Origin of the sequence: Halomarina halobia, from assembly GCF_029338575.1 — an archaeon.
In the GTDB taxonomy this organism is placed as follows: domain Archaea; phylum Halobacteriota; class Halobacteria; order Halobacteriales; family Haloarculaceae; genus Halomarina; species Halomarina halobia.
Genome location: NZ_CP119993.1, coordinates 613595 through 638944, shown reverse-complemented (window position 1 = coordinate 638944; position 25350 = coordinate 613595). Strand labels below are relative to the sequence as shown.

26 protein-coding genes are annotated in these 25350 nt (G+C 68.7%); 12 read left to right on the top strand and 14 right to left on the bottom strand.

Going from position 1 to position 25350, the window contains the following annotated elements; translation table 11 throughout:
* Positions 1 to 44: 44 nt before the first annotated feature.
* From P1K31_RS18455 to P1K31_RS18420, 8 genes are all read right to left on the bottom strand, one after another.
* A complete protein-coding gene (locus P1K31_RS18455) occupies positions 45 to 1403 on the bottom strand; it encodes an MmgE/PrpD family protein (RefSeq protein WP_276305835.1) in 1359 nt (452 codons plus the stop codon).
* Positions 1404 to 1479: 76 nt separating this feature from the next.
* Positions 1480 to 2832 carry an MmgE/PrpD family protein gene (locus P1K31_RS18450; protein WP_276305834.1) on the bottom strand — a complete coding sequence of 451 codons (1353 nt, stop codon included), beginning with the start codon at positions 2830 to 2832 and terminating at the stop codon, positions 1480 to 1482.
* A 1-nt stretch (position 2833) separates the two neighbouring features.
* A complete protein-coding gene (locus P1K31_RS18445) occupies positions 2834 to 3538 on the bottom strand; it encodes an ABC transporter ATP-binding protein (RefSeq protein WP_276305833.1) in 705 nt (234 codons plus the stop codon).
* The gene (locus P1K31_RS18440) at positions 3531 to 4310 is read right to left on the bottom strand and encodes an ABC transporter ATP-binding protein (RefSeq protein WP_276305832.1); all 780 of its coding nucleotides are present in this window, start codon (positions 4308 to 4310) and stop codon (positions 3531 to 3533) included. Before P1K31_RS18440 ends, P1K31_RS18445 begins: the two co-directional genes overlap by 8 nt.
* Positions 4310 to 5401, bottom strand: coding sequence for a branched-chain amino acid ABC transporter permease (locus tag P1K31_RS18435; protein ID WP_276305830.1), 1092 nt, complete (start codon positions 5399 to 5401; stop codon positions 4310 to 4312). Before P1K31_RS18435 ends, P1K31_RS18440 begins: the two co-directional genes overlap by 1 nt.
* Entirely contained in the window at positions 5398 to 6357 is a 960-nt protein-coding gene (locus tag P1K31_RS18430; protein WP_276305829.1) for a branched-chain amino acid ABC transporter permease, read from the bottom strand. Before P1K31_RS18430 ends, P1K31_RS18435 begins: the two co-directional genes overlap by 4 nt.
* A 58-nt stretch (positions 6358 to 6415) precedes the next feature.
* A complete protein-coding gene (locus tag P1K31_RS18425; protein ID WP_276306733.1) occupies positions 6416 to 7708 on the bottom strand; it encodes an ABC transporter substrate-binding protein in 1293 nt (430 codons plus the stop codon).
* Positions 7709 to 7830: 122 nt separating this feature from the next.
* Positions 7831 to 9261, bottom strand: a complete 1431-nt coding sequence (locus P1K31_RS18420; RefSeq protein WP_276305828.1) for an FAD-dependent oxidoreductase — start codon at positions 9259 to 9261, stop codon at positions 7831 to 7833.
* Positions 9262 to 9339: 78 nt separating this feature from the next.
* Here P1K31_RS18420 and P1K31_RS18415 point away from each other — a divergent pair, with 78 nt between their 5' ends.
* The 9 genes from P1K31_RS18415 (at position 9340) to P1K31_RS18375 (ending at position 17172) form a co-directional block, all read left to right on the top strand.
* Complete coding sequence (locus tag P1K31_RS18415) at positions 9340 to 9720, top strand: nuclear transport factor 2 family protein (protein ID WP_276305827.1); 381 nt, start codon at positions 9340 to 9342, stop codon at positions 9718 to 9720.
* Positions 9717 to 10700 (top strand): LLM class flavin-dependent oxidoreductase, encoded by a 984-nt coding sequence (locus P1K31_RS18410; RefSeq protein ID WP_276305826.1) that lies wholly within the window; start codon positions 9717 to 9719, stop codon positions 10698 to 10700. The genes P1K31_RS18415 and P1K31_RS18410 overlap by 4 nt, the downstream gene beginning before the upstream one ends.
* Before the next feature lie 80 nt (positions 10701 to 10780).
* Complete coding sequence (locus P1K31_RS18405; protein WP_276305825.1) at positions 10781 to 11440, top strand: isochorismatase family protein; 660 nt, start codon at positions 10781 to 10783, stop codon at positions 11438 to 11440.
* Positions 11437 to 12846, top strand: coding sequence for a dihydroorotase (locus P1K31_RS18400; protein ID WP_276305824.1), 1410 nt, complete (start codon positions 11437 to 11439; stop codon positions 12844 to 12846). Before P1K31_RS18405 ends, P1K31_RS18400 begins: the two co-directional genes overlap by 4 nt.
* Before the next feature lie 88 nt (positions 12847 to 12934).
* Positions 12935 to 14212, top strand: a complete 1278-nt coding sequence (locus tag P1K31_RS18395; protein ID WP_379794532.1) for a CaiB/BaiF CoA transferase family protein — start codon at positions 12935 to 12937, stop codon at positions 14210 to 14212.
* A complete protein-coding gene (locus P1K31_RS18390; protein ID WP_276305823.1) occupies positions 14209 to 15162 on the top strand; it encodes a hydroxymethylglutaryl-CoA lyase in 954 nt (317 codons plus the stop codon). The genes P1K31_RS18395 and P1K31_RS18390 overlap by 4 nt, the downstream gene beginning before the upstream one ends.
* Entirely contained in the window at positions 15162 to 15347 is a 186-nt protein-coding gene (locus P1K31_RS18385; RefSeq protein WP_276305822.1) for a hypothetical protein, read from the top strand. Before P1K31_RS18390 ends, P1K31_RS18385 begins: the two co-directional genes overlap by 1 nt.
* On the top strand, positions 15344 to 16666 hold the full coding sequence (locus P1K31_RS18380) for a 3-isopropylmalate dehydratase large subunit (protein WP_276305820.1): 1323 nt from the start codon (positions 15344 to 15346) through the stop codon (positions 16664 to 16666). The genes P1K31_RS18385 and P1K31_RS18380 overlap by 4 nt, the downstream gene beginning before the upstream one ends.
* Entirely contained in the window at positions 16663 to 17172 is a 510-nt protein-coding gene (locus tag P1K31_RS18375; protein ID WP_276305819.1) for a LeuD/DmdB family oxidoreductase small subunit, read from the top strand. Before P1K31_RS18380 ends, P1K31_RS18375 begins: the two co-directional genes overlap by 4 nt.
* Before the next feature lie 801 nt (positions 17173 to 17973).
* On the opposite strand, the gene P1K31_RS18370 is transcribed toward P1K31_RS18375, so the two are convergent.
* From P1K31_RS18370 to P1K31_RS18360, 3 genes are all read right to left on the bottom strand, one after another.
* Positions 17974 to 19008: a Gfo/Idh/MocA family protein gene (locus P1K31_RS18370; RefSeq protein WP_276305818.1), complete on the bottom strand. Its 1035-nt coding sequence runs from the start codon at positions 19006 to 19008 to the stop codon at positions 17974 to 17976.
* 120 nt (positions 19009 to 19128) lie between these two features.
* Positions 19129 to 19521, bottom strand: a complete 393-nt coding sequence (locus P1K31_RS18365) for a hypothetical protein (RefSeq protein WP_276305817.1) — start codon at positions 19519 to 19521, stop codon at positions 19129 to 19131.
* Positions 19522 to 19524: 3 nt separating this feature from the next.
* Positions 19525 to 20508, bottom strand: a complete 984-nt coding sequence (locus P1K31_RS18360) for a transcription initiation factor IIB (protein ID WP_379794534.1) — start codon at positions 20506 to 20508, stop codon at positions 19525 to 19527.
* Positions 20509 to 20732: 224 nt separating this feature from the next.
* Between P1K31_RS18360 and P1K31_RS18355 the strand changes: the two genes are divergently transcribed.
* Positions 20733 to 21455, top strand: a complete 723-nt coding sequence (locus tag P1K31_RS18355; protein ID WP_276305815.1) for a helix-turn-helix domain-containing protein — start codon at positions 20733 to 20735, stop codon at positions 21453 to 21455.
* Positions 21456 to 21585: 130 nt separating this feature from the next.
* Here P1K31_RS18355 and mgsA read toward each other — a convergent pair whose 3' ends face one another.
* Both mgsA and P1K31_RS18345 read right to left on the bottom strand, forming a co-directional pair.
* Entirely contained in the window at positions 21586 to 21960 is a 375-nt protein-coding gene (gene mgsA, locus P1K31_RS18350) for a methylglyoxal synthase (RefSeq protein ID WP_276305814.1), read from the bottom strand.
* Between the two features lie 427 nt (positions 21961 to 22387).
* The gene (locus P1K31_RS18345) at positions 22388 to 22636 is read right to left on the bottom strand and encodes a hypothetical protein (RefSeq protein ID WP_276305813.1); all 249 of its coding nucleotides are present in this window, start codon (positions 22634 to 22636) and stop codon (positions 22388 to 22390) included.
* A gap of 242 nt (positions 22637 to 22878) precedes the next feature.
* Here P1K31_RS18345 and P1K31_RS18340 point away from each other — a divergent pair, with 242 nt between their 5' ends.
* Entirely contained in the window at positions 22879 to 23856 is a 978-nt protein-coding gene (locus P1K31_RS18340; protein ID WP_276305812.1) for an aldo/keto reductase, read from the top strand.
* Positions 23857 to 24279: 423 nt separating this feature from the next.
* Complete coding sequence (locus P1K31_RS18335; RefSeq protein ID WP_276305810.1) at positions 24280 to 24846, top strand: peroxiredoxin; 567 nt, start codon at positions 24280 to 24282, stop codon at positions 24844 to 24846.
* Between the two features lie 72 nt (positions 24847 to 24918).
* Here P1K31_RS18335 and P1K31_RS18330 read toward each other — a convergent pair whose 3' ends face one another.
* Positions 24919 to 25239, bottom strand: coding sequence for an antibiotic biosynthesis monooxygenase family protein (locus tag P1K31_RS18330; protein WP_276305809.1), 321 nt, complete (start codon positions 25237 to 25239; stop codon positions 24919 to 24921).
* Positions 25240 to 25350: the final 111 nt, after the last annotated feature.

The following is a 25350-nucleotide window of genomic DNA, read 5'->3' as shown; positions in this document are numbered from 1 at the left end:
GTTCGACAGAGGCGAACCGCCGTTCGCTTCGATGCGGACGGATCTCAGGCGGTTCGGAGGGCGGCGGTCACGTCGCGGACGGGCCGCTCGTCGACCGCGAGGACCGCGTCGAGCGCCGCCTCCGGGTCGTCGAGCGGGTCGAGCAGCCGCCGACAGCGATCGCGGAACTCCTCCTCGGAGAGCGGGTCGCGGTAGTCCCCGCGGGGGTAGGCGCGCTCGCCGGTCCGGACCTCGCCGCTCGCGAGCGTGACGCGGACGCGCGCGCCCCAGTCCTCGGGGAAGGCAGCCTCGAACGCCTCGTCCACGTGAAGGGTGACCCGCTCCGCGAGCGACTGGACGGCGGGGTCGACCACCCGCTCGGGCTCGAAGTCGGCCAGTTCGACGGCCCCGGAGTGGAGGTAGCGCGCGAGGACGTACGGCGTCGAGAACTTCGCGCCGGTGAGCGTCGTCGGGCGGGCCGCGTCCATCTCGGCGGCGTTCGCGAACGTGTGGACGTCCACCGACTCGACCTCGGCGGGGTCGATCTCGCCGGCCGCGCGCAGCGCGTCGAGCGGCGGGTGCGTGTACCGACAGGAGGGGTACGGCTTGAAGTAGTTGCGCGTGATCTCCCAGGTCTCGCCGAGCTCGGCGAACTGGCGCGCGAAGACGCCCTCGTCGAGGAGTTCCTCGAACGGGTCGTACACCTCGGCGACGGCGGTCGCCGACCCCGACAGGCCGGCCCCCGCGAGCACCGCCGCGTCCACGCCGGCCTGCGCGGAGAACCCGGCGGTGAAGTTCCGCGCCGGCGCGCCCTCCTCGAAGGGATCGTGCATCGAGACGACGGCGAGGTTGGCCGCCACGCGGAACGTCTCGCGCAGCTCCTCGGACGCGTGGCCGAGACACTGCGCCGCGGTGAGCGCCGGTCCGACGGTCGTCCACGTGGAGTGGGGATCGCGGAGCAGCCACGGCACCGCCTCGTTGAGCCGCGCTTTCATCGCAAAGATGGCGAATTCGAGGCGGACACAGAGTTCGTAGCTCCGGACGCACGCCTCGACGAACTCGCGACCAGAGCGGTCGGCGGCCTCCGCCGCCGCGAGCCCCCCCGCGACGATGCCCGCGCCGACGTGGCCCCCGGTGTTGTGCCCCTCCTCGATCTCGGGGGTGATGGCGCTCGCGCCGTTCACGAGCGCGGCGTGCCCCGGCGCGACGCGCCGGTCCGTCCCGACGACGGTCGCCGGCCCGTCGGCGAGCGGGGCCGTCGTCGCCACCTCCCGGTTCGTCGGCTCGTCCGCCCCGGCAACCATCGCGCAGAGCACGTCGGACACCGTCTTCGCGCCGCGCGCCCGCACCTCGGCGGGTACCGGCCTCTCGATGAACTCGTACGCCTGTGCCTCCCACTCTCGTACCGGCTGGAGATCGGTCATTGTCGTGTCGTATCGGTAGCAGCGTCGTGTCAGTCGTGTCACATCGGTAGTGCCGCGTGTGGTTCGTTTCTCGCGATCACGCCCGCGTCAGCGCGCACAGCACGCGCGGCGCGGCCGGTTCGCGCGCCGCCGCCCACAGGTCGTCGACGCGCCTGTCCCCGACGACGGGGGCCGCGAGCGCCTCGAACTTCTCCCGCAACTCCGCCTCGGTGAAGGGGTCGCGCTCGCCGCCGCGGGCCTCCTCGACGGTCCGCGAGACGGTCGTCCCCGCGCGGTCGCGGATCCGGACCCGCGCCCCGCGGGCGTCGGGCACTCGCTCCGCGATGTCGTCCGCGACGCGGACGGAGACGCGCTCGGCGAGCGCGAGCGTCTCGTCGGTGAGCGCGCTTTCCTCGAACGCCTCCTTTCCCGTCCCGCCGGTGACGAGCGCGGTGGCGACGGCGAACGGGACGGAGAACTTCGCCTGCAGCGCGTTGCCCGGGCGCGTCGCGGCCAGCGCGGCCGCGGCGGGGTACGTCTCGACCTCGACGCGCTCGATGCGCGCCGGGGGCGGTACCGATCCGGCGTCGTCGAGCGCCGCGACGGCGTCGAGCGCCGGGTGGGTGAATCGGCAGGCGGCGTGGCGCTTGAAGTAGCCCTCCGCGAGCTCCCAGTCCGTCCCGAGCCCCTCGCTCAGCGCGGCGGGGTCGACGCCGTCGTCGGTCGCGGCGTCGAGGTGGCGGGCGATTCCCTCCGACAACCCGGTGAACCCCGCCCCCGCCTGATCGGCCGCGACGATCCCCGAGAGGTTACTCATCCCGGCGAACGAGTTCCGCACGGTCGCGCCCTCGGTGGCGGCGGCGAACCTGGTGTGCTGAGCGTAGTTCGCCGCGATGCGCAGCGACGTCAACGTCTCGTCCGGGTCGAACCCCCGGTACCGGCAGACGGCGGCCGCCGCGCCGACGGCTCCCCACACGCCGTGGGGGTGGTACCGCGCGTCGAGCGGGGTCGCCGCGCGGGCGACCCGCACCGCGGCCTCGTAGCCCGCGACGAACGCCGTCAGGAACGCCTCGCCGCCCCCGTAGTCGGCTTCCGCCTCGGCTAGCGCGGCGGGCAGGACGTGGATCGCCGGGTGGCCCGCGGCGTACTTGTGCCCCTCGTCCAGTTCGAGGGCGGTCCCGCTCGTCCCGTTTACGAACGCCGCCTTCGTCGGGTCGGCCCCCAGGTCGTCCGTCCCGAGGACGGTTGCCGTCCCGTTCCCGTTGGGCGTCCCCGCCCAGCGCTCGACGAGCCCGGCGACCGCCGGGTCCGACGCGCCGCCGAGGATCGCGCCCACCGTGTCGGCGACGACGAGCCCCGCGCGGTCGCGGATTCGCTCGGGCACGTCCGCCGGGTCGAGGTCGGCGACGAACGACGCCAGTTCCCGCTCGTGGTCTGTCGGTTCGGCCATCTCAGACACCAAGGTACGCCTGGACGACGCGCTCGTCGGCGAGCAACTCCTCGCCGGTCGCGCTCATCGTGATCTCGCCGTTCTCCATGACGTAGCCGCGGTCGGCGAGCCGGAGCGTCTGCTTGACGTTCTGCTCGACCATGAGCACCGTCAGCCCGTCGGCGTGGATCTCCTCGATGACGCGGAACACCTCCTTCACGAGGTGCGGCGCGAGCCCGATGGAGGGTTCGTCGAGGATGAGCAGGTCGGGCTCGCCCATCAGCGCCCGCGCGATGGTGAGCATCTGCTGCTCCCCGCCGCTCATCGTCCCGGCGCGCTGGTCGCGGCGCTCCTCCAGCCGCGGGAACAGCTCGAAGGCGTACTCGACGTTCGCCTCCCGGTTCTCCCTCGCGCCGGGGGTCTGCGCGCCCAGTTGCAGGTTCTCGAGGACGGTCATCCCGGTGAAGAGGTCGCGGTCCTCGGGCACCTGGACGATGCCGCGCTCGACGACGTCGTGCGGGGCCCGCCCGGCGATCTCCTCGCCGCGGTAGGCGACGCGCCCGGCCGTCGGTTCGAGGACGCCGCAGATGGTCCGCATCGTCGTGGTCTTGCCCGCGCCGTTCGAGCCGATGAGCGCGACGATCTCGCCCTCCTCGACCGCGAGGTCGACGCCGTGGAGCACCTCGATGCCGTCGTAGCCCGACCGGACGCCGTCGAGTTCAAGCATCGGCACCGTCGTCACCTCCGATGTACGCCTCGATCACGCGCTCGTCGCGGGCGACCGCCTCGGGCGACCCGAACGCGATGCTCCGTCCGTTGTCGAGCACCTTCACGCGATCCGATATGCTCATGATCGCGTCCATGTCGTGTTCGATGACCAGCAGGCTCGTCCCGTCCTCCCGGAGCCCCCGGAAGAGGTCGAGCATGCCCTCCGTCTCGGCCGGGGTCAGCCCGGCCATGATCTCGTCCAGCAGCAGCACGCTCGGGTCGGTCGCGATCGCGCGGGCGAGTTCGAGGCGCTTCTGCGCGCCGACGGTGAGTTCGTCCGCGCGCTCGTCCGCCCGCCCCGCGAGGCCGACGAACGCGAGGCGTTCGCGGGCGATCTCCCGCGCCTCGGCGCGCCGTCGAGTGTGGATGTGCGCGCCGACCATCGCGTTCTCGAGGACGGTGAGGTCCTCGAGGGGCCGCGTGATCTGGAACGTCCGCGCGAGCCCGCGGCGGGCGATCTCGTGGGCCGCCAGACCGGTCACGTCCTCGCCGTCGAGGACGATCCGCCCCGAGGTCGGCGGGAATACGCCGCTGATGCAGTTGAACAGGGTCGTCTTGCCCGCGCCGTTCGGGCCGATCAGTCCGACGATCTCGCCCCGTCCGACGTCCATCGAGACGCCGTCGAGGGCGACCAGGCCGCTGAACGTCTTGCCGACGTCGCGCACCTCAAGGATGGCGTCCGCGTCGTCGGCCGCGTCGGTCGTGGTAGTGTCAGTTGGTTCGGTTGCCATCAGTCGTCACTCGTGGTGTCCGCGGCGGGTTCGTCGTTCACGCGTCGGTGCAACAGGTCGCGGATCCGGTCGGGCCAGTTCACGACCCCCTTCGGGCTGTAGATGACGATGAGCACGAGAAAGAGCCCGTAGATGATGCGATCGAGGCCGTTCACGTTGTCGAAGGTCGTCCGGGCGATCTCGCTGATCGGCGTGACGACGAACGAGCCGACGATCGGCCCGACGAGCGTACCCGGCCCGCCGACGACGGCGGGCAGGAGCAACTCGACGTTCTTGAACAGCGCGAACACCGTCGAGGGCCGAATCGTGGTGAAGTACATGCTCCAGTACGCGCCGACGAGCGCGGTGAAGAACGCGCTCACCGCGACGCCAAGGAGCTTGTAGCGGTAGGCGGGCACGCCGACGCTGGCGGCCGCGCGCTCGTCCTCGCGGATGGCGAAGAAGTACAGCCCCACCCACGAGTTCTTGATGAGCCACGCGACGACCGTCACCGCGAGTAGGAACCCGAGGATGACGTAGTAGTACGGCAGGTCGCTCTGGAACTGGAGCGCGAGCAGGCCGTAGTCCGCGCCGTACTCCTGGGGGAACGGCTTGAAGTAGCCGTTCGCGCCGTTGAGTTCGGAGGCGTTCACCACGACGAAGCGCAGCAACTCGGCGAACGCGAGCGTCGCCAGCGCGAAGTAGTGGCCCTTCAGGTCGTACCGGAAGCAGAGGTGCCCGACGACCAGGCCGTACAGCGCGGCCAGCGCGCCCGCGACGAGCATGCCGATCCACGGGTTGACGGCGGCGTCGATCAGGAGCTTCTGAGTCGCGTACGCGCCGATGCCGAAGAAGGCGGCGTGCCCGAACGAGAACTGTCCCGTGTAGCCGGACATGACGTTCCAGGCCTGCGCGGCGGTCGCGTAGATGAGCGTGAGGACGAGCACCTTGAGGCTCAGCACGCTCGCCAGCTCCATCCCCGCGACGTCGATCTCGATGACGTACGGCAGGGCGGCGAGGAACCCGAAGCCCGCCGCACCCTTCACGAGCGGCGCGTAGGACCGTTCGTCGAACGCCTCGTAGCCGCTCCTGACCGAGTCGAGCGTGCTCATGCGCTCCCCCCGAACAGCCCCTCCGGCTTCACGAGCAGCGTCAGGATGAAGATGAGGAAGATGAGCACCTGCGCGGTCGTGCCGGGGAAGTAGTACGAGCCGAACACCTGCACCAGTCCGATAAGGAGCCCGCCGACGAACGCCCCGGTGAACGAACCGAGGCCGCCGAGGACGACGATGACGAACGCGTTGATGAGGAACGTCTCGCCGGTGAACGGATCGAAGCGCTGGAACAGCGCGACCGCCCCGCCGGCGACCCCCGCCAGCGCCGCGCCGATGCCGAAGGTGAGGTAGTTGATCCGCGGGACGTTGATGCCCACGGCGCGCGCGCCGTCGCGGTTGTCGGCGGTCCCCCGGATCGAGCGCCCCAGGTCGGTGTACCGGAGGAACGCCCGCACGGCGAGCATCGCCACCAGCGCGATGAGGAGCGCGTACAGCTCCCCGACCGGGACGTAGACGCCGAGGACGTCGAGGCTCCCGAGGTCGAGGTTGATCGTGCGCGGGTTCGGGCTGAACCAGATCTCGATGCCCGACTGGACGATGAACAGCACGCCGAGCGTGGCGATGAGCTGGTTCTGCTGGGGGGCTTCGATTATCGGTTCGATGGTCGTGACGTGGACGACGACGCCGAGCGCGAACAGCACGGCCGCCGCGATGGGGATGCCGAGAAACGGGTTGAGCCCGAACGAGACGGCCGCGAACCAGACGGTGTACATCCCGACGACGAGGAACGCGCCGTGCGCGAAGTTGATGACGTCCATCACGCCGAAGATCATCGTCAGTCCGAGCGCCGTCAGCGCGTACACCCCGCCGAGCAACAGGCCGAAGACGAGCAACTGGAACAGCACCGGCTCGCCCGCGGCCACGTCCCCCGCGAAGTCGGCGAACGGCTTCGTGAGTCGGTCGACGAGTCCCGCTCCCTGGAGCGGAACGTGCGTTATGCTACGTTGAAACATGGTGGCCTTTCTCTAAAGCTGTCCTCGTAGTTCGACGGTATAATCCCAGCGGTGTGCGTCACACCTGGGGTTTCGCCTCGGCGTACTCCTCGGGGTAGACGACCTTGACCGCTCCCTCCTGGACCTGGTTGACCGGGGCGAGGGCGTTCTCGTTCTCGCCGTTCTCCTTGAACGAGACCGGCCCCATCGCAGCGATGTGGTCAGCGTACTCCAGTTTCTCGAGCGCGGCGTTGATCTCGTCCTTGTCCGTGCTTCCGGCGGCCTCGATGCCCGCGATGGCGACCTCCGCGGCCGTGTAGGCCATCCCGACGGTCGCGCTGAACCCCTGGTCGAACTGCTTGTTGAACTGCTGTTTGACCTCCTCGGTCTTCTCGATCGTCGGGTTGAGCGCGTAGTTGTTGTCCATGACCCCGTTGGCTGCCTGGCCGAGGTCGGCCACGGCGTCGTCGTCGGTGAACGTCGCGCTGGCGCAGGCCGTCAGGTGCGGCGGCCGGTAGTTCTGGTCCCGAAGCGCCTTCATCAGCGTCACGCCGCCCGGGACGTACGTCGTCGCGATGATGGTGTCGGGGTCTGCTCCCTTGAGCTTCGACACCTGCGTGTTGGCGTTGCTCGCGCCGAACTCGAGGGCGGTCTCGGCGACGACCTCGACGTCGTTCTCCGGGAGGAACGTCTTGAGGTGGTTACGGATGGCCTGCCCGTAGCTGTTGTTCACGTAGAACAGTCCGGCGGTGTCGAGGGTGCCCCCGTTGTCGCGGATCGCCTCCGGGACGAGCGTGGCGTAGTCCTCGGCCATCTTCTTCGCGGGGGGCTGGGGCCGGTAGACGTAGTTCAGTCCCCGCCCCTGGAGGATGTCGTCGTCGGCCGCGACGCTGACGACGAACGGCGTCTTCGCGCGCTCGGCCACCTGCGTCGCGCTCGTCGTCGCGGGCGAGGCGTAACACCCCGTCAGGAGGTGCGCGCCCTCCTCGATGAGTTCCTGGGAGACCTGGCCGCCGAGTTCCTGCTTGCCCTGGTTGTCGCCCTTGATGACGGTCACCTGTGCGCCGCCGAGCGACTCGATGCCGCCGGCCTCGTTCTTGCGCTCGGCCGCGAGGCGCACCGCGTTGTGCATCCCAGTGCCGGTCGAGGCGAGACCGCCCGAGAGAGGGTGGTTCGAGCCGATGACGACCTCCTCCGCGTTCCCGCCGCCGGCCGTTCCACCGCCGCTCCCGTTCCCGCCACCGCCGCCGTTCCCGGCGTCGTCGCTGGCGCACCCCGCGAGCCCCGTCAACCCGATGGTGCCGGCCGCTCCGGCGTACTTGATAAAGCTCCGCCTGCTGGTCGCTGTGTGCCGCTTGCGATTACTCGGCATGGTAGCCATCCGCTACATTTCTGTAAGGCGTATTAAGTCCTCGCCTGATATGTATATGTATTCTAATACGAACAAAAGAAAATCAAGAATCGGCACCGGGTCACGTCCGGTCCGGCCGTGCGTCACTCGGCGAGCGACTCACGCGCATGGATCCCCGCCAGCCGACCCAGCCCCAGCGCGGCGGTCAGGCCGTTCCCGCTGAGGTAGCCCCCGGCCCCGTGTCCGCTGATGCCGACGGCGGTGCCGCCGCCGGCGTACAGGTTCTCGACGATGCTCCCGTCGGCCCGGAGGACGCGTGCGTACTCGTCGACGACGAGTCCGCCCTGCGTGTGGAACAGCGCGCCCGTCACCTCGGCACCGTAGAACGGGGGTTCGAGGACGTGGGTGCCGTCCTCGCGGCCCGTCCCGTCCGGTTCGCCGGCCTCGACCGCGTCGTTGTAGCGTTCGACCGCGGCCTCGGCGGCCGCGGCGTCGAAGCCGTAGCGATCGGCCAGTTCCGCGACGGTGTCCCCCCGGACGTACGCGCCCAGTTCGACCGCCTCGTCGAAGTCGTCGAACGCGCCCTCCAGTCGGCGGAAGATCCGCTCGTCGAACAGCTCGTAGGCGACGCCGCCGGGCTGGCGGAGCACGTCCACGGCGAACTCGGAGTAGCCCGCCGACTCGTCGCCGAAGCGCTCGCCGTCGGCGTTGACCATGATCCCGCCGTTCATTATCACCGCGTACGTCGAGAGCGCGCCCGTCTGGTAGGCGACCGACGCGTGGCCCTGGTAGGCGTCCATGCAGGCGAGTTCGCCGCCGAGGTGCGCGCCCCAGCGGATGCCGTCGCCGGTGTTGCCGTCCGCCCCGAAGTAGAGGGCGTCCTCCAGTCCCTCGGTCCACTCGGTTACCATGCGCTTGTTCCCGGCGAAGCCGTCCGTCGCGAGGATCACCCTCTCGCAGGCGATGGCCTCCTCGCGGCGCTCGCCGGCGACGCACCCGACGACCGCGCCCTCCTCGGCCACCAACTTCGTCACCGGCGCGTTGGTGAGCAGTTCGATGTTCGACGCACCCTTGACGCGCTTGCGCAGCTCGGCGACGAGGTTCGCGCCGTTGCGCCCCGGCGGGGCGTGCATCCGGTACTCGGAGTGCTTGGGGTACCGAAAGTCGTCCACGAGCGACAGCGAGACGTCCCACTCGTCGACGAGGTAGTGGATCAGGTTCGCGCTCTCCGTACAGAGCCGCCGGACCATCGCCTCGTCGGCCTCGCCGCCGTTCTTTTCCATCACGTCGCGCATCATGTCCTCGGGGGTCTCCTCGATGCCCGCCTCGCGCTGGAAGCGCGTCCCGGCGGCGGGGATCATCCCCGTCGAGAGCGAGGTGTTCCCGCCGACCTCGTCGGTCTTCTCCAGCACCGTCACCTGGAGGTCGGGGGCCTCCGAGGCGACCAGCGCCGCGACCAGTCCCGTCCCGCCGCCGCCCGCGACGAGGACGTCCGTCTCCACGTCCCACTCGACGCTCGCGGCGTCGACGATCTCCGATGCGCCGTCCTCCAGCGTGCGCTGCTCCGCGCTCATACGCCTCCCTCCGCGCTCTCCCGCGTAAAGCTATCGCAACCCACGCGAACTTATGTCCCCTCGGCCGATCCGTGAGGTATGGCACCCCAGCAGTCGCCGCGGGCCGTCGTCGAGTCGTTCTTCGAGCGGATGGCCGACGATCGGCGCGACGCCGTCGACGAACTGTTCGCCCCGAACGCGGTCGTCACGCTCCCCGGCGCGCGCTTCGAGGGTCCGAACGCGCCGCGCGCGTTCCTCGACTTCCTCGCGCCGCGCTACGAGCGGGCGGACAAGGAGTTCGACCGCTGGATCGAGGCGGACGACTCGGTCGTCTCCATCGGGACGCTCCACGGCGTGGCCAACGGCGGCGACGAGTTCGAGGGCGTCCGGTACGTCGACGTCTACGAGGTGCGCGACGGCCTGATCGAACGCCTCGATATCTGGAACGACCTCGCGGTCGACGGCGTGGTGGAGCCGTGACCCGCGAGCGGACCGGCGTCCTGTTCGCGCTCCGGGACGATCCCGACCTCGCCCGCCGCGCGGAGGAACTGGGGTACGAGAGCGTCTGGGCGGCCGAGGGGCAGGGCCGGTCGGCCTTCGGCAAACTCGAACGCTGGGCGACCGTCACCGACGAGGTGGGACTCGCCACCGGCATCGTCAACATCTACTCGCGGACGCCCGCCGCACTGGCGCAGTCGACCGCCACGCTCGACGCCCACTCCGGGGGTCGGGCGATCCTCGGCCTCGGCGTCGCCCATCCCGGTGTGGTCGAGGGGTTCCACGGCGTCCCGTTCGAGCGCCCGCTGGCCCGCCTGCGCGAGTACGTCGAACTCGTCCGCCGGTACCTGGGCGGGGACGCTTCCGCCTTCGACGGCGAGTTCTTCGCGCCCGAGCGCACCTCCCTCTGGTCGGCCTTCGAACCGGTCCGCGGGGAGGTCCCGATCTACAACGCCGCGCTGGGTCGGGGGAACGTCACCCTCACGGGCGAGTGCGCCGACGGGTGGCTGCCCAACCTCTACCCCCGCGCGCGGTTCGATGAGGCGCGAGGGTGGCTCGCGGAGGGCGCGTCGCGTGTCGGCCGCGCGCCCGACGAGGTCGACGTTGCGATGTACGTCCTCGCGGCGGTGGACGACGACCCGACCGCCGCCCGGGCGTCGGCTGCGGAGCACGTCGCGTACTACCTGCGCGACGTCCCGGGCTACTACGGCCGGGTCGCGCGCGAGGCGGGGTACGGGGAGATGGTCGAGGCCGTCCGCGCCGCCGACACGACGCCCGAGGGGGCGACCCGGGTGAGCGAGGCGTTCCTCGACCGCGTCGCGCTCGCGGGGACGCCCGGGACGGTGCGCGACCGCCTCGACGACCTCCGGTCGATGGGCGTCGACCTCCCCGTCGTCCGCGCGCCGTCGGGCGCGACCGACGAGCAGGTCCGACGGGTGCTGGAGGCGTTCGCGCCCGACTGAATACCTGTCTGGACACCGACACCTGTCGAAGACGAAATTTTATGCCCGCCCCCGTCCCAACCTGAGAGTGATTCACGTACATGACAGCCCACGTCTGGGATGACCTGCTGTCCGAGCGGGACCGGCAGGTCATCTCGAAGGCCGGATACGACGAGGAGGGCGCGTCGAGTTGGGAGTCGCGCGGCCTCGGGGAGAACCCGCTGGTGTTGGTGATCGACATGCAGCGGCTCATCGTCGGGGAGAACGTGCCCATCCTCGACGCCATCGAGGAGTACCGCACCGCGATGGGACACGTCGCGTGGGAGGCCATCGACCACATCGCGCCGTTCCTCGACTTCGCCCGCGAGCGCGAGGTGCCGGTCGCGTACACGCGGGTCGTCCCGTCGAGCTACGACGACCCCGACCACGAGGACCTGGAGATCGTCGAACCGCTCGCGCCGGCGGCGGACGAGCCGGTGATCGACAAGTCCTACGCCAGCGCGTTCTACGGGACCGACCTGCTCTCGCGGCTGGTCCGCGGCGGTCACGACAGCGTGATCGTCGTCGGCAACTCCACGAGCGGCTGCGTCCGGGCGACCGCCGTCGACGCGAAGCAGAACGGCCTGGGTGTGATCCTCCCCCAGGAGTGCGTCTTCGACCGCATCGAGGCCTCGCACAGGGTCGGCCTGCTCGACCTCTGGATGAAGTACGCCGAGGTGCTCGAGACCGAACAGGTGCGGGAGTACGTGGCGTCGCTATGAGCGCCCAGTACGACCTCGTGCTCTCCGGGGGAACCGTCGTGACGCCCGAGGCGGGGACGTTCCGCGCCGACGTGGCGTGCGAAGGCGAGACGATCGCCGCCGTCGGCCGCCCCGGCTCGCTCTCGGGGGAGACGGAGATCGACGCCGCCGGCAGGCACGTCCTCCCGGGGGCGATCGACCCGCACACCCACCACGGCATCTACCGCGGCCTGGACGAGGACGCGGCGAGCGAGTCGCGCTCGAACCTCGTCGGCGGGGTCACCACCACCGGGAACTACTTCCGACGGGCGGGTGCCTACCGCGACATCATGGACGACTACTTCGCGCAGGCGGAGGCGAACTACCACCACGACTACTTCTTCTCGCTCGGGCTGCTCTCCTTCGAGCACGTCGAGGAGGTCCCCTACATCGTCGACGAGCTGGGGATCACGACGTTCAAGTGGTACATGAATTACAAGTACTCGGCGGCGGAGAAGTTCGGCGTGGACTGCGAGATGCGCGACGACTTCGGCGACGCCTTCGTGGAAACGCTCGCCGAGCAGGACGTGCCGACGACCCTCGGCTACCACTCCGAGAACGTCGAGATCACCAACGCGCTCGCGGGCGGCAACGTGTACCTCGCCTCCGAGGACGACGGGACGGAGGCCGACGCGGACGAGGACTACTCGGTGATGGTCGAGGAGTTCCCCGCGCGCGCCGAGGCCCAGAGCATGATCGCGGGCGCGGCGCTCGCCCGCCAGCACGACTACGACGGCTTCTACGCCGTCCACATCAGCGCCGGGCGCACCGCGGACGAGCTCGCGACGCTCAAGGAGGCGGGCTACGAGATCACCGGCGAGACGTGCACCCACTACCTCGCGCTCACCACCGAGGAGTGCGACGAGCGCATGAAGGTGAACCCGCCGGTCCGATCGAAGGCCGACCAGGAGACGCTCTGGCGGCGCGTCGCGGACGGGACCATCTCCTGCATCGGCACCGACCACTGCTGTAACCTCGCCGAGGAGAAGTTCGGCGAGGGTATCCGCGACAGCCTGCTCGGCTTCCCGAGTTCGTCGACGATGCTCCCGCTGATGCTGTCTGCGGGGGTCGACGCCGGGCGCATCTCGCTCGAGCGCGCCGTCGAGGTGACGAGCACCAACACCGCCAGGGCGTTCGGGCTGTACCCGAAGAAGGGGACGATCCGCGTCGGCAGCGACGCCGACCTGGTCGTCGTCGACCTCGACGAGACGAGGACGGTCACGCCCGAACTGCTGAAGAGCGTGGCGGGCTACTCGCCGTACGAGGGCCGCGAGGTGACTGGCTGGCCGACCCACACGGTCGTCAAGGGGACACTCGCGTACGCCGACGGCGAGATCAGGAGCGAACCGGGCCTCGGCACGCACGTCGACCGCCCGGTCGCCGAGTGACCCGGAACCGAACTGCCCAGGACACCTATCACACCACACCCACGATGAACACGGACGCATCACGGACGGAGCCACGAGTGGAGTCGACATGACGAACGAGATGGACGGGACGAGCGACGTGGACGGAACGGACGAGCCGAACGAGGCGGACGGGAGAGTCGCGACGGACGGAGCCGACGGGCCGCTGCGCGGCCTGACGGTCGTCGAGGCGGGGTCGATGATCTCCGGGCCGACGGTGGGCCGTCTGCTCGCCGACTTCGGCGCGACGGTGATCAAGGTCGAACACCCCGAGTTCGGCGACCACATCCGGAACTTCGGTCCGCAGAGGGGGGAAACCGGCCTCTGGCACAAGTACCTCTCGCGGAACAAGCGGTCGGTCACGCTCGATCTGAGCGCCGAGCGCGGACAGACCGTGTTCAGGGACCTCGTGAGCGAGGCGGACGTGCTGATCGAGAACTTCCGCCCCGGTACGTTCGAGCGGTGGAACCTCGGCTACGGGCGGCTCCGCGAGGTCGCCCCTGGCCTGGTGATGCTCCGGATGTCGGGGTTCGGGCAGGACGGTCCCTACGCGGAGAAGCCGGGGTTCGGCACGCTCGCGGAGGCGATGAGCGGCTTCGCCTACCTCAACGGCTTTCCCGACCGCGAGCCGCTGCTTCCGCCGACGGGCCTCGCGGACTCCATCGCGGCGCTCTACGCCACCTTCTCCGTGATGTTCGCGCTGTACGACCGCGAGGTGAACGGCGGGAGCGGCCAGTGCATCGACGTGAGCCTCATCGAACCCATCTTCAACGTCCTCGGTCCCCAGCCGCTGCGCTACCAGCAGCTCGGGGAGGTCGAGGCGCGCTCGGGCAACCGCTCTACCTCCTCCGCGCCGCGGAACGTCTACCGGACGAAGGACGACCGCTGGGTCGCCATCTCCGCGAGCGCGCAGCCCCTCGCCATGCGAACCTTCGACGCCATCGGTCGGCCCGATCTCAAGGACGACCCGCGCTTTTCGACCAACGAGCGCCGCCTCGAGAACGTCGAGGAACTCGACGCGATCATCCAGGAGTGGATGGATGAGCACACCCGGAAGGAGGTGCTCGCGGCGTTCGACGCCGCGGACGCGACGCTCGCGCCGGTCTACAACGTCGAGGACATCCTGCACGACGAGCACTACCGGGCGAGGGAGGCGACCGTGACCGTCGACGACCCCGACCTCGGGGAGGCGGTCGTCCAGAGCGTCGTCCCGAAGTTCTCCGAGACGCCCGGACGGGTCCGCCACCTCGGGGCCGACCTCGGCGAGCACAACGACGCGGTGTACGGCGACCTGCTCGGCTACGACGAGGAGTTGCGCGCGGAACTCGGTGAGGAGGGGGTCGTATGAGCCTCGATCTGCCCGACTCTGCGACCGTCGTCGAGATGCTGCCCCGCGACGGCTTCCAGCGCCTCGACGAGTTCGTCCCGACCGACGAGAAGGTCGAGATCGTCGACCGGCTGAGCGCGACCGGCGTGGACGAGATCGAGATCACGTCGTTCACCCACCCGAGGGCGGTGCCGACGCTTCGGGACGCGGACGAGGTGGCGGCGCGCGTAGAGCGCCGCGACGGCGTGACCTACCGCGCGCTCGTGCCGAACCGGGTCGGGATGGAGCGCGCGATCGACGCCGATGTGGACAAGGTGAACGCGCTCGTCACGGTGAGCGAGACGTACAGCCGGAAGAACCAGAACATGACCGTCGAGGAGATCCTCGGGGAGATCGAGGCGATCTGCGAGCTCGCCGCGGACCACAGCGTCGAGGTCGAGGCGGGGATGGGGACGAGCTTCTACTGTCCCTACGAGGGGCGGGTCCCCCGCGACCGGACCCTCGACGTGGTCGACCGCGTCGTCGAGGCGGGCGTCGACGAGGTGACGCTGGCGACGACGATGGGCCTCGCGAACCCCGTCCAGGTCGCGGAGACCTTCGGGGCCGTCTTCGAGCGCCATCCCGACCTCGACGCGGGGTTGCACCTCCACGACACGAACGGGATGAGCCTCGCGAACACGCTCGCGGCGATGGAGTGCGGCGTCTCGCGCTTCGACGCGTCGGTGTGCGGGCTCGGCGGGGGCGTCGTCCTCCCCGGCGAGATGAGCGGCGTCGGCAACACCCCCACCGAGGACCTCGTCCACATGCTCGCCGCGATGGGCGTCGACGCGAACGCCGACTTAGGGCGCGTGACCGACGTCGCGCGCGACGTGCGCGACCGGCTGGAACTGTCCACCGCGAGCCACGTCCTCGCCGGGGGCACCGTCGAGGGCGTCCTCGACGCGGTCGCCGCGGGGGAGGGGAACGACTGATGTCCCCCCCGCGCGAACGGACGCGTATCGGTCGCCGCGGCCGTATCGACTGTGCCGACCGCACTGGCGGTATCGACCGTACCGACCGCACCGGCTACGCCGACCGTATCGACAACAGACCGTCCGACCGACGCCCCGACGTGGCGGGCGTCGACGACCTGCGACCGACGACCAGCGATCCATGACCGGAAAGACCCTAGCAGAGAAGATCCTCGCGGAAAAGTCGGGGACCGACGCCCGCGCCGGCGACTACGTCGAGGCGGCCGTCGACGTGATGATGGCTCACGACGTGACCGGCCCGCTCGCCTTCCAGACCTTCCGGGAGGTGACGGGCGACGACGCCGAGCTCTTCGCCCCCGAGCGGACCGTACTGACGATCGACCACCACGCGCCCGCTGACGGCGTGCGGGCGGCGAACAACCACAACTCGGTGCGCGGCTTCGCCGAGGAGTTCGGTGCCGTCCAGTACGAGGTGGGAGACGGGATCTGCCACCAGGTGCTCGTCGAGGACGGCTTCGTCGCGCCGGGTGACCTCGTCATCGGCGCGGATTCCCACTCGACGACCTTCGGCGGCGTCGGCGCGTTCGGGACGGGCGTCGGCTCGACCGACCTCGGCACGGCGTTCGCGACGGGCGAACTCTGGTTTCGCGTTCCCGAGACGAAGCGCTTCGAGGTGGGCGGCGACCTCCAGGACGGCGTCTACGCGAAGGACCTGATCCTCAAGTTCATCGGCGACGTCGGCTTCGCCGGCGCGACGTACGACGCCGTGGAGTTCGGCGGCGAGGCGATCCAGGCCCTCCCGATCCACGAGCGGATCGTCCTCTCGAACATGACCATCGAGATGGGCGGCAAGGCGGGTCTCGTCGAACCCGACGGGCGCGTGGCGAGGTTCCTCGCGGCGGGGAACGGGGACGTCCGCGCGGCGGAGGTGGCCACCGGTCTCGGGCCGGACGCGGACGCCGAGTACGACGCCCGGTTCACCTACGAGGGGAGCGAGATCGACCCACAGGTGTCGAAGCCGTCGAACCCCGAGAACGCCGTCCCGGTGACGGAGGTGGCGGGGACGGCGATCGACCAGCTGTTCGTCGGCACCTGCACGAACGGGCGCTACGAGGACATCAAGATCGTCGCAGACATCCTCGAGGGCGAACGGCTCCACCCGGACGTCCGCATGGTCGTCGTCCCCGCGTCGAAGGCGGTCTACCGGAAGGCCCTCGAGGCCGGCGTCCTCGGGACGCTCGTCGACGCCGGCGCGATCTTCCAGACCGCCGGCTGCGGTCCCTGCTTCGGGACGCATTCGGGCGTGCTCGGCGACGGCGACGTCTGCCTCGCCACGGCCAACCGTAACTTCCCCGGCCGGGAGGGGTCGATGGAGAGTCGCGTCTACCTCGCCAGCCCCGCCACGGTCGGCGCGTCGGCGCTCTATGGGGAGATCACCGATCCGCGGACCGTGGAGACGAGGCGCTATGACGACTACCGCGTCGCGGAGGAGGTGTCGTCGTGACCGATCCGAGCACCCCCGCCCGGGCGTGGGTCTTCGGCGACGACATCGACACCGACCAGATCATCCCCTCGCGCTTTCTCGTCTCGAGCGACCCGGCCGACCTCGGCGAACACCCGTTCAACGACCTGCGCCCGGAGTTCTCGGAGGCGGTCGAGCGGGGCGAGTTCGTCGTCGGTGGGCGCAACTTCGGGAGCGGCTCCTCGCGCGAGCACGCTCCCCTGTCGCTCGTCGGCGCGGGCGTCGCGGGAGTCGTCGCGCAGTCGTTCGCGCGCATCTTCTTCCGCAACGCCATCAACCTCGGCCTCCCGGTGCTCATCTGTCCGGACGCGGATCGCATCGCCGACGGCGACGAGATCGGCATGCACCTCGAAGCCGGGACGGTCGTCAACCACACCGCCGACGAGGTGTACGACGCCGAACCCCTCCCCCCGTTCCTGCAGGACCTCGTCGAACAGGGGGGGCTGAAGGCGTACACGAAGAGGAAGATCGCAAGCGACGGACAGTAGAATTGTCGGCTAGTTTAGTGGTCTGATCTCGTATATAAACGCGGCTCGGTTTCTCGTACTTCGATCGAGGCGTGTCATTCACCGGATCGTACTGCATTAGCAGCCCCTGAACGTCGCGGTAGCGTCCGACTAGGCGGCTACCGCGCCGCGTCGAACCGGAGCGATCGAGAGCGCCTCCTCCGGAGAGTAGTAAACTAGTACGCGTTTATTTACGACTCGTGACAGCTGTCGTCATCCCGTCACGTGTTCGTCCGTCGGTGGAACCGAACCGACGCCGAACCGCCGGTGGCCAGCGGCCGTATCACCGAGACGACTGGTTCCGGGGCGTCGATCGCCCGGCGAGGAGGAGCGTGCCACCGCCGACGTACGTATCGGCGTGTCTCGGCTCCTCGCTCGGGCGGCTCGAAAAGGAATGCAACGTGGGGATGCACTCTGGAGCGTCGGTTTCGGCCCGCCGTCGCGAAGCCTCACCGACGGTTGAATCACGGGATGCGGTGGTTTTGTTATGCGGTGACTGTCCCGGCGCGCGTCCCTTGGTCGGGAGGTAGTCGGTCGCTATGAGCGAGTCGGACGCGTCTCCGCCGCGAACCGTCGTCGCCTCGCTCGACGTCTCCTCGGGGTGTCGACAAATCCGTCACGGCGGCGTACGCCGTCCGTCGCCGACCGTCGGGAGGTCGAAACGTACGTCGCTTCCCGCACGATTGTCACCGATTAAAAATAAATTAGTATGGACGTTACGGGGGTCCGGGGAGCGGCGCGTGATCGTCGACGGACGATCGAGGGCGTGAATCGGCGACCCCGTCACTCGAGGCGGACGTGCCGGGGATCGAGTTCGACCGGTTCGCCGCGGCGGGCCGATTCGTAGGCGGCTTCGGTGACGGCGGTGACGCGGACGCCGTCGCGCAGGGTCGCCGGCGGTTCGGTCCCCGTGCGGATCGACTGGATGAACGCCCCGGCCTTGCTTTCCTTCGATCCCAGGTTGAAGTACGGCCGCCGCTCGCCGCTCTCGTCGTCGATCTCGGTGAGTTCGCGGGGGTCCCACTCCTGGCCGTCGAGATATATCGCTCCCTCCTCGTCCCAGACGTGGATGTGCTCCCGCACGGCCGGGGCCCGCGCGTAGGTCGTCATCGTCGCCCGGGCCCCTTCCTCGAACTCGATCGTGAGGGCCGCCCAGTCGTCGATCCGCCGTTCGTCGTCGGCGTAGGTCATCCGCGCGGAGACCCGCTTCGGCGTGAGCCCCGTCGTCCACAGGACGGCGTCGAGGACGTGACTCCCGGTGTCGTAGAGGAAGCCGCCGCCGCTGAGGTCGGGGTCGAGCCGCCACGTTCCCTCCCGCGTTCCTATCCAGCCCTCGCAGATCTCGGCGGTGATCCACGTCGGCGTGAGGTCGCCCCGCCACCGTTCGCGCGCCGCGATGAACGCGGGGTTGATGTGCCGCTGGTAGCCGATCATCACCACCTGGTCCGTGTTCGCGACCCGGTCCTCGATGTCCCGCGCCTCGTCGAGGTCCGTCGTGATCGGTTTGTCACAGAGGACGTGCATTCCGCGATCGAGCGCCGCGACGATCTGTTCGTAGTGGAGCGTGTGCGGCGTCCCGATCAGCACCGCGTCGAGCGGAGTCTCCTCGAGCATCGTCTCGTGGTCGGCGTACTGCGCCTCCGGCGACAGACCGAACAGGTTCGCCGCCTCCTCGCGCGCCGACCGGGACGGATCGGCGACCGCCGCGACCGTCGCGCCCGCGTGGCGATGGAACTCCCCGCCGACCGTCTGTCCGATGTAGCCAGCACCGATGACGCCGACGCTGAGCCGTTCGGATGAATCGCCGTGTCCGCTCATTGCTATGAGTATGAACGGGCCACCCTATAACGTCTGTTGCCGTCGCGAAAGCTGCGGGCGATCGGGGACGGTGCGTGCGGCGATCGAACGGTCGAACGTACCGGTACGCCGCGGCTGGAATCAATCGACCGATTCGGGCGTCCCGACCAGGCTGATGCCGTTCTCGCGGAGCGCCCGTCGGACGGCTTCCGGGAGGAGTTCGGCGGGCCATCCCCTCCTGGGACGGCGGATCGACTCCTCGTCGACGCGAAGCGACGCGAGAACGGCGTGCGCCCCGTCGAGCAGGGCGAGCGCGTAGCGGTACTCGCGACCGCTCGCGTCGCTCGCGTAGATGACCGCCTCGTCGCCGTCGCGTCGATCGGCTTCGAGGTCGTGGCGCCGAAGCACGACGCGTCCGGACGGCGACACCGCCCGCGAGCCACACTCGGGACACCGGCCGGGGTGGACCTCGGAACCGATGTAGGCGTACGTGATCCCGCAGCGGTAACACCGGACGCCCGGCGTCCTCTCCATCGCTCAGGCCACCCCCCGCTCGCGCGCCGCCGTGAGGAGTTCGCGGTAGCGGTTACGGATCGTCACCGCGCTCACGTCGGTGACCGCCGTGACGTCCGACTGGGTGAGCTCGGCGTCGGTGAGGAGCCCCGCGGCGTAGATCGCCGCCGCCGCGAGTCCGATCGGGGACTTGCCGACGTGGACGCCCTCGCGCGTCCCGGCGTCGAGGATTCGGCGGGCCGTCCGCTCGGTCGCGCTCGACGCGTCGAGGTCGGACGCCACCCGGGGGAGGTAGTCGCTCGGGTTCGCCGGCGGCACCCCCAGTTCGAGTTCGCGGGCGAGATACCGGTAGGTGCGCTCGAACTCGAGTTTCTCGACGCGGCTGACCGACGCGAACTCGCTGGTCGAGCGGGGGACCTGCCCCAGCCGACTCGCCGCGTAGAGCGCCGCCGTCCCCATCCCCTCGATCGATCTACCGAGGAGCAGTCCCTCGTTGAGCGCGCGGCGGTAGATGACGCTGGCGGTCTCCCGGACGTTCTCGGGGAGGCCGAGCGCGCTGGCCATGCGGTCGATCTCGCCGAGCGCCTGTTTCAGGTTGCGCTCCTTGGAGTCGCGGGTGCGAAAGCGCTCGTTCCACGTGCGCAACCGCTGCATCTTCGCGCGCTGTCTGGACGAGAGGGAGTTGCCGTAGGCGTCCCTGTCCTGCCAGTCGATGCTGGTCGACAGCCCCCTGTCGTGCATCATCGTGGTGATGGGTGCGCCGACGCGGGACTTCCGGTCGCGCTCGGCGGAGTCGTACGCCCGCCACTCGGGGCCGAGGTCGATCCCCTCCTCCTCGACGACGAGGCCGCACTCGGAGCAGGCGAGTTCTCCCCGTTCGCCCTCGCGCACGAGGCTTCCGCCGCACTCAGGACACGTCTCGACGCCGTCTGTGACCGTCCGCTGCTGTTCCGTCTCGTCCGTCTCGTCCGTCCGATCTGTTTGGCGTGTCGAGTGCACGAATGTCACCGGCGGAAGCGCCCTCCGACGTCGGTTGTCATCGACCGACGGTGGGCGCGCGCGGACCCTATAACTTGATTTGGCTATAACCAACGTACACGATCTATTGACATGGATCGGTGGCGAATATCGGTTCGGACGTCCGGTTCGTTGCCGAAGGGCGTCGATGTCGGTCGTCGACCTGCGACCGGGCGCGCGAAAGCGCTATTTGGTATTGGCCGAATATCGTCGGTATGAAGGAATACGCGTTCGCCGTCGAGTACCCCCCGGGCGTCGATCCGCTGGCTGACCTGTTCGTCGAGTATCCCGGCGCGATGGCGAAGTCGATCGCGTGCGTCGTCAGCGACGACTCGATGTGGCGCGTCGACCGGATGACGGGCCCCGCCGAGGCGATCGACGCGATCGAGGCGTGCGCCCTGGATCCGGAGCGGTGTAACGAGTGTCCGCCGGGCGACTGCGCGTCCCACCGCGAGTACGAGGTTCTCGCCCGCGACTCGACGACGTGCACCTACTACAGCTACCGGACCGACATCGACCACTGCCCGTCGGTGCCGTCGCTCGCCGCGGACCACCTCGGCGACGGCGTCCTCTACGAGTCGGTCCGCCGGGGACGAAACTACACCTGGCGCGTGCTCGTCCGACGGGACGTCAACGTCGGACGGCTCTTCGACGCGCTGCAGGACGCGTACCCCGACGGCGTCACGGTCTCGCTCTCGCACCTCCGGTCGCCGACGCACTGGGGGGACGAGGCCATCTCCATCGCGGACCTTCCCTACGAACAGCGCGAGGCGCTCGAGGCCGCGGTCGAACACGGCTACTACGCCACGCCGCGCGCCGCGAACACGGGCGACATCGCCGAGCGACTCGACGTACCGCAGTCGACGCTCCAGTATCGCCTCCAGCGCGCCGAGTCGTGGCTGGCGAACAACTTCGTCTCCGAGTGCCTGCAGCCCTGAGTCGTCCCATCCCGCCGGGGGTGTACGTGTCTACGCGGGTCGCGGTGTTCGACGTATCGGAACCGCCCGGCGTAGCGACTCGACCCGCGCGGGGCGCTACCGAGACGAACGGGAGCGCGGTCGCCCTCCGTCAGAGGCGCCGCTTCAGGCTCTCGACGAACGGGACCGCGCTCCCGAGGTTCGTGGCGAGGGGTGTCTCGTGGACGTCGCAGATCCGGAGCAGCGCCGTGATGTCCGGTTCGTGGGGCTGTGCGCGGAGCGGATCGCGGAGGAAGATGATCCCGTCGAGGGCGTTCTTCGCGACCTCCGCGCCGATCATCAGGTCGCCCCCGATCGGTCCGGACTCCATGCGGTCGACGGTGATGTCCGTCTCCTGATTGAGGCGCTTTCCGGTCGTCCCGGTGGCGATCACCTCGCACTCGCGGAAGGCGTCGACGTGCTCGTCGACGAAGTCGATCAGCGCCGGTTTCTTTTCGTCGTGCGCGATGAGCGCGATCCGTGGCATGGCGGTCCTACAGCGGCCGCCGGCATGAGCGTGTGGTCGGGAACCGACCGAACCGACCGCGACCGGTCGGAGATCGAGTCGCGACCTACCTGTCGTCCAGCGAGCGACGTTCCGACCGGCAGCCGGCGGGCTCTCGCGGGTGCCGTCGTCAGGACCCCGTCGATCGACTCCTCTACGTTCGCCCCTCGTCGTGAGACGGCCGCCGAGCGTGGAACGGGACCGACTGTCGATTATGTTCTCTATATCTATACTAGATTACAATAAATATATTCATGAATTGATATAGTACCGGTCGGGGTACTCTCATCGATCGAGAGGCGTACGGGGGATGGTCCGACACGAATCCCGCGCCGACGCGGGTGAGGCCCAGCGGTACGGTTCCGCGGGGCGTTCGCCGACGCTTATCCCTCTGATCGTGGCTCTCGGGTCACCGGTCGACCGGTACCGTATCGGCCGAGGAATCGACGTTGACGAACATAATTCCGGTGTCAGTCCCGACGATCCGTCCCTCGGCGAACGCTCTCTCCGTCACGCGGCGGAGCGTCCGTCGGAACGCCTCGAACCGGGAGCGATCGAGGGACGTCCGCGGGGCGCGTCCGACATCGCGTCGCGGATGGGGGACGAGCGGCGCGGTCGGTTCCGTTTCGCTGCCCCGGGAGTCGAGGTCGAGTGACATGACCAAAGTCAAGGGTTTGACAATAATAAACCGTCGAGATTGTCCCACCGATAAACTCGTGCCATACCGGACTGCGTCGGAATTAATGGCACATTGACGAGTGCGCGACGTCTCTCGATCGTCGGTTATTCCTTCCATTACGCGCCGTCGCTCGCTCCCACCGCCGTATCGCTCCCGTCACTGTTCACGGAGTGTGTCGGTGCGGCCGAAGACGCTTACTGTGTCGTCGGTGAACGTGCCCTATGGAGTACACGCGACTGGGGAAGACCGGGCTGGAGGTGTCCCGGCTGTGTCTCGGCTGCATGAACTTCGGGACCGAACAGCCGTGGATGGTGCACGACCGCGAGGAGGGGATCGCCGTTATCCGGCGCGCGCTCGACGCGGGCGTCAACTTCCTCGACACGGCGAACGTCTACTCGAACGGCGAGAGCGAGGAGATCGTCGGCGAGGCCATCGAGGGCTACGACCGGGAGGAGCTCGTCGTCGCGACGAAGGTGTACGGCCGGATGCGCGAGGGACCGAACGGGCGCGGGCTCTCGCGCAAGCACATCGTCGAGCAGGCGAACGCGAGCCTGGACCGCCTCGGGCTCGACTACATCGACCTCTACCAGATCCACCGCTGGGACGAGCACACGCCGATCGAGGAGACGCTCTCCGCACTCGACCACCTCGTCGAGACCGGGAAGGTGCGGTACGTCGGCGCCAGTACGATGGCTGCCTGGCAGTTCATGAAGGCGCTCCACGTCAGCGAACTGGAGGGCTACGAGCGGTTCGTCACCATGCAGGCCGAGTACAACCTCGTCGATCGCCACGAGGAGGCGAACGTCCTGCCGCTCTGTCGCGATCAGGACGTCGGCGTCATCCCGTGGTCGCCGCTCGCCGGCGGCTTCCTCGCCGGGAAGTACGAGCGCGGGGAGGCCCCGGATCACGGCCGCGCGGCGCACGACGAGTTCATGGAGAAGCGCTTCACCGACGAGAGCTGGGCGGTGCTCGACGCCGTCCGCGAGATCGCGGAGCGCGAGGACGCCTCGCCGACGCAGGTGAGCCTGGCGTGGCTCCTCCACAGGGAGGTCGTCGACGCGCCCATCGTCGGCCCGCGGACGATCGAGCACCTCGAGGACAACCTCGGCGCGCTAGACGTGGAGCTCACCGACGACGACCTCGCCCGCCTCGAGGAGCCGATCACGCCGGTCTGGAACCCCGAGATCGGGGACACGTGACGCCGACCGACGGTCGGCGACGGCCGCGCGGCCGCGCGGCGTGCGACATCTCGCGCGGGTCACCGCTGCGTGCCCACGCGGCCTGGTGTGCGAGTTCTTCGTCGAAGTAGGCGTTCCCCTCGTCCGTGATCCGATAGAGCCCTTTAGCGAGCATGCGGACGAGGCCGTACTCTGCAAGTACGCGAAGCCGGTCACCGGCATACTTGCGAGCAGTCTTCACCCGAGGTACCATCGGAAATACCGGTATTTGTGGGACGTATCGAAACGAACCTACACCCACGCTATTACATCGTCTCATTTCGCCTCGAATCGTCCACTGAGTTCCCAGTGGATCAATCCAGTTAGCAACAGAAATATCGAATCTAACCCGAACATACTGGTTCCGGCGAATGATTATCTCTGTGTAGTGGGTTGTACAGCACGATGTCCGAGGACTTCCCCCTGCCGGACGACCTACCAGTACCGGAAGACGATGGAGCGGCCGACCACCTCCTGGGAATGGAGATGCCCGACGTATCGCTCCCGGCGACCGACGGCACGACGGTCAACCTACGAGACCTCCCCCCTCGCACGGTGATCTACGTCTACCCCTTGACAGGGCGGCCCGACGAGGACGTGATTCCGGAGGGATGGGAGGACGTGCCGGGTGCCCGCGGCTGCACTCCCGAGTCACGCGGCTTCCGCAGCCACTACGACGAACTCGTCGACAACGGCGTCGGGGAGGTGTTTGGCCTGTCCACGCAGACGACCGAGTACCAGCGTGAGGCTCGCGATCGGCTGCACCTCCCCTTCGAGATGCTCAGCGATGCCGAATGGGAGCTGGCGAGCGAACTCGAATTACCGGCTTTCACTATCGAAGGGGACGAATACCTGAAGCGGTTAACGCTGGTCGTCTCCGATGGACGTATTGAGCACGTCTTCTACCCGATCTTCCCACCGGACGAACACGCGAGTGAAGTCCTCGAATGGGTGAACGAAAATCCCCGATAGATGGAACGCCGAGTTGTACTCTGCTAGCTGACCCGTCCTGTTGTCTGAGGATTTTCGTATTGGGTCGGGATGCTATACGGGTGGATCGGCGTCGTCACCAAACCCACTCCCGTACGCCTCGACGACTTCTGTAACGGTGACTTCGTACGCGTCGTACCACTCTGTCCACCGCTGTTTCGCCTCTTTGTGCTCAGAATCTGCGCCAAACGACTCAAGCGCGTCCAACGACTCCCAGTAGTACACGACGAGAACCTCTTCACTCTCAGGGGCATGCCACGTCCGCTTGCCCAGATACCCCTCAGTGTCCTCGGCAGCCACTTGTATCGCGTCATTCAACCCGTGAAACTCCGCATCGTACTCCCCCGGATCGAGACGGAACGTGACGAGATACACTATGATCGATTCACCCTCCTGCGCAGATAAGACTCTTCCCGTCCATGGATACACGCCCTCAACGAGAGACTCTGTTCTCTCGACGTTCTCACAATTCCGGCTTTGGTCACT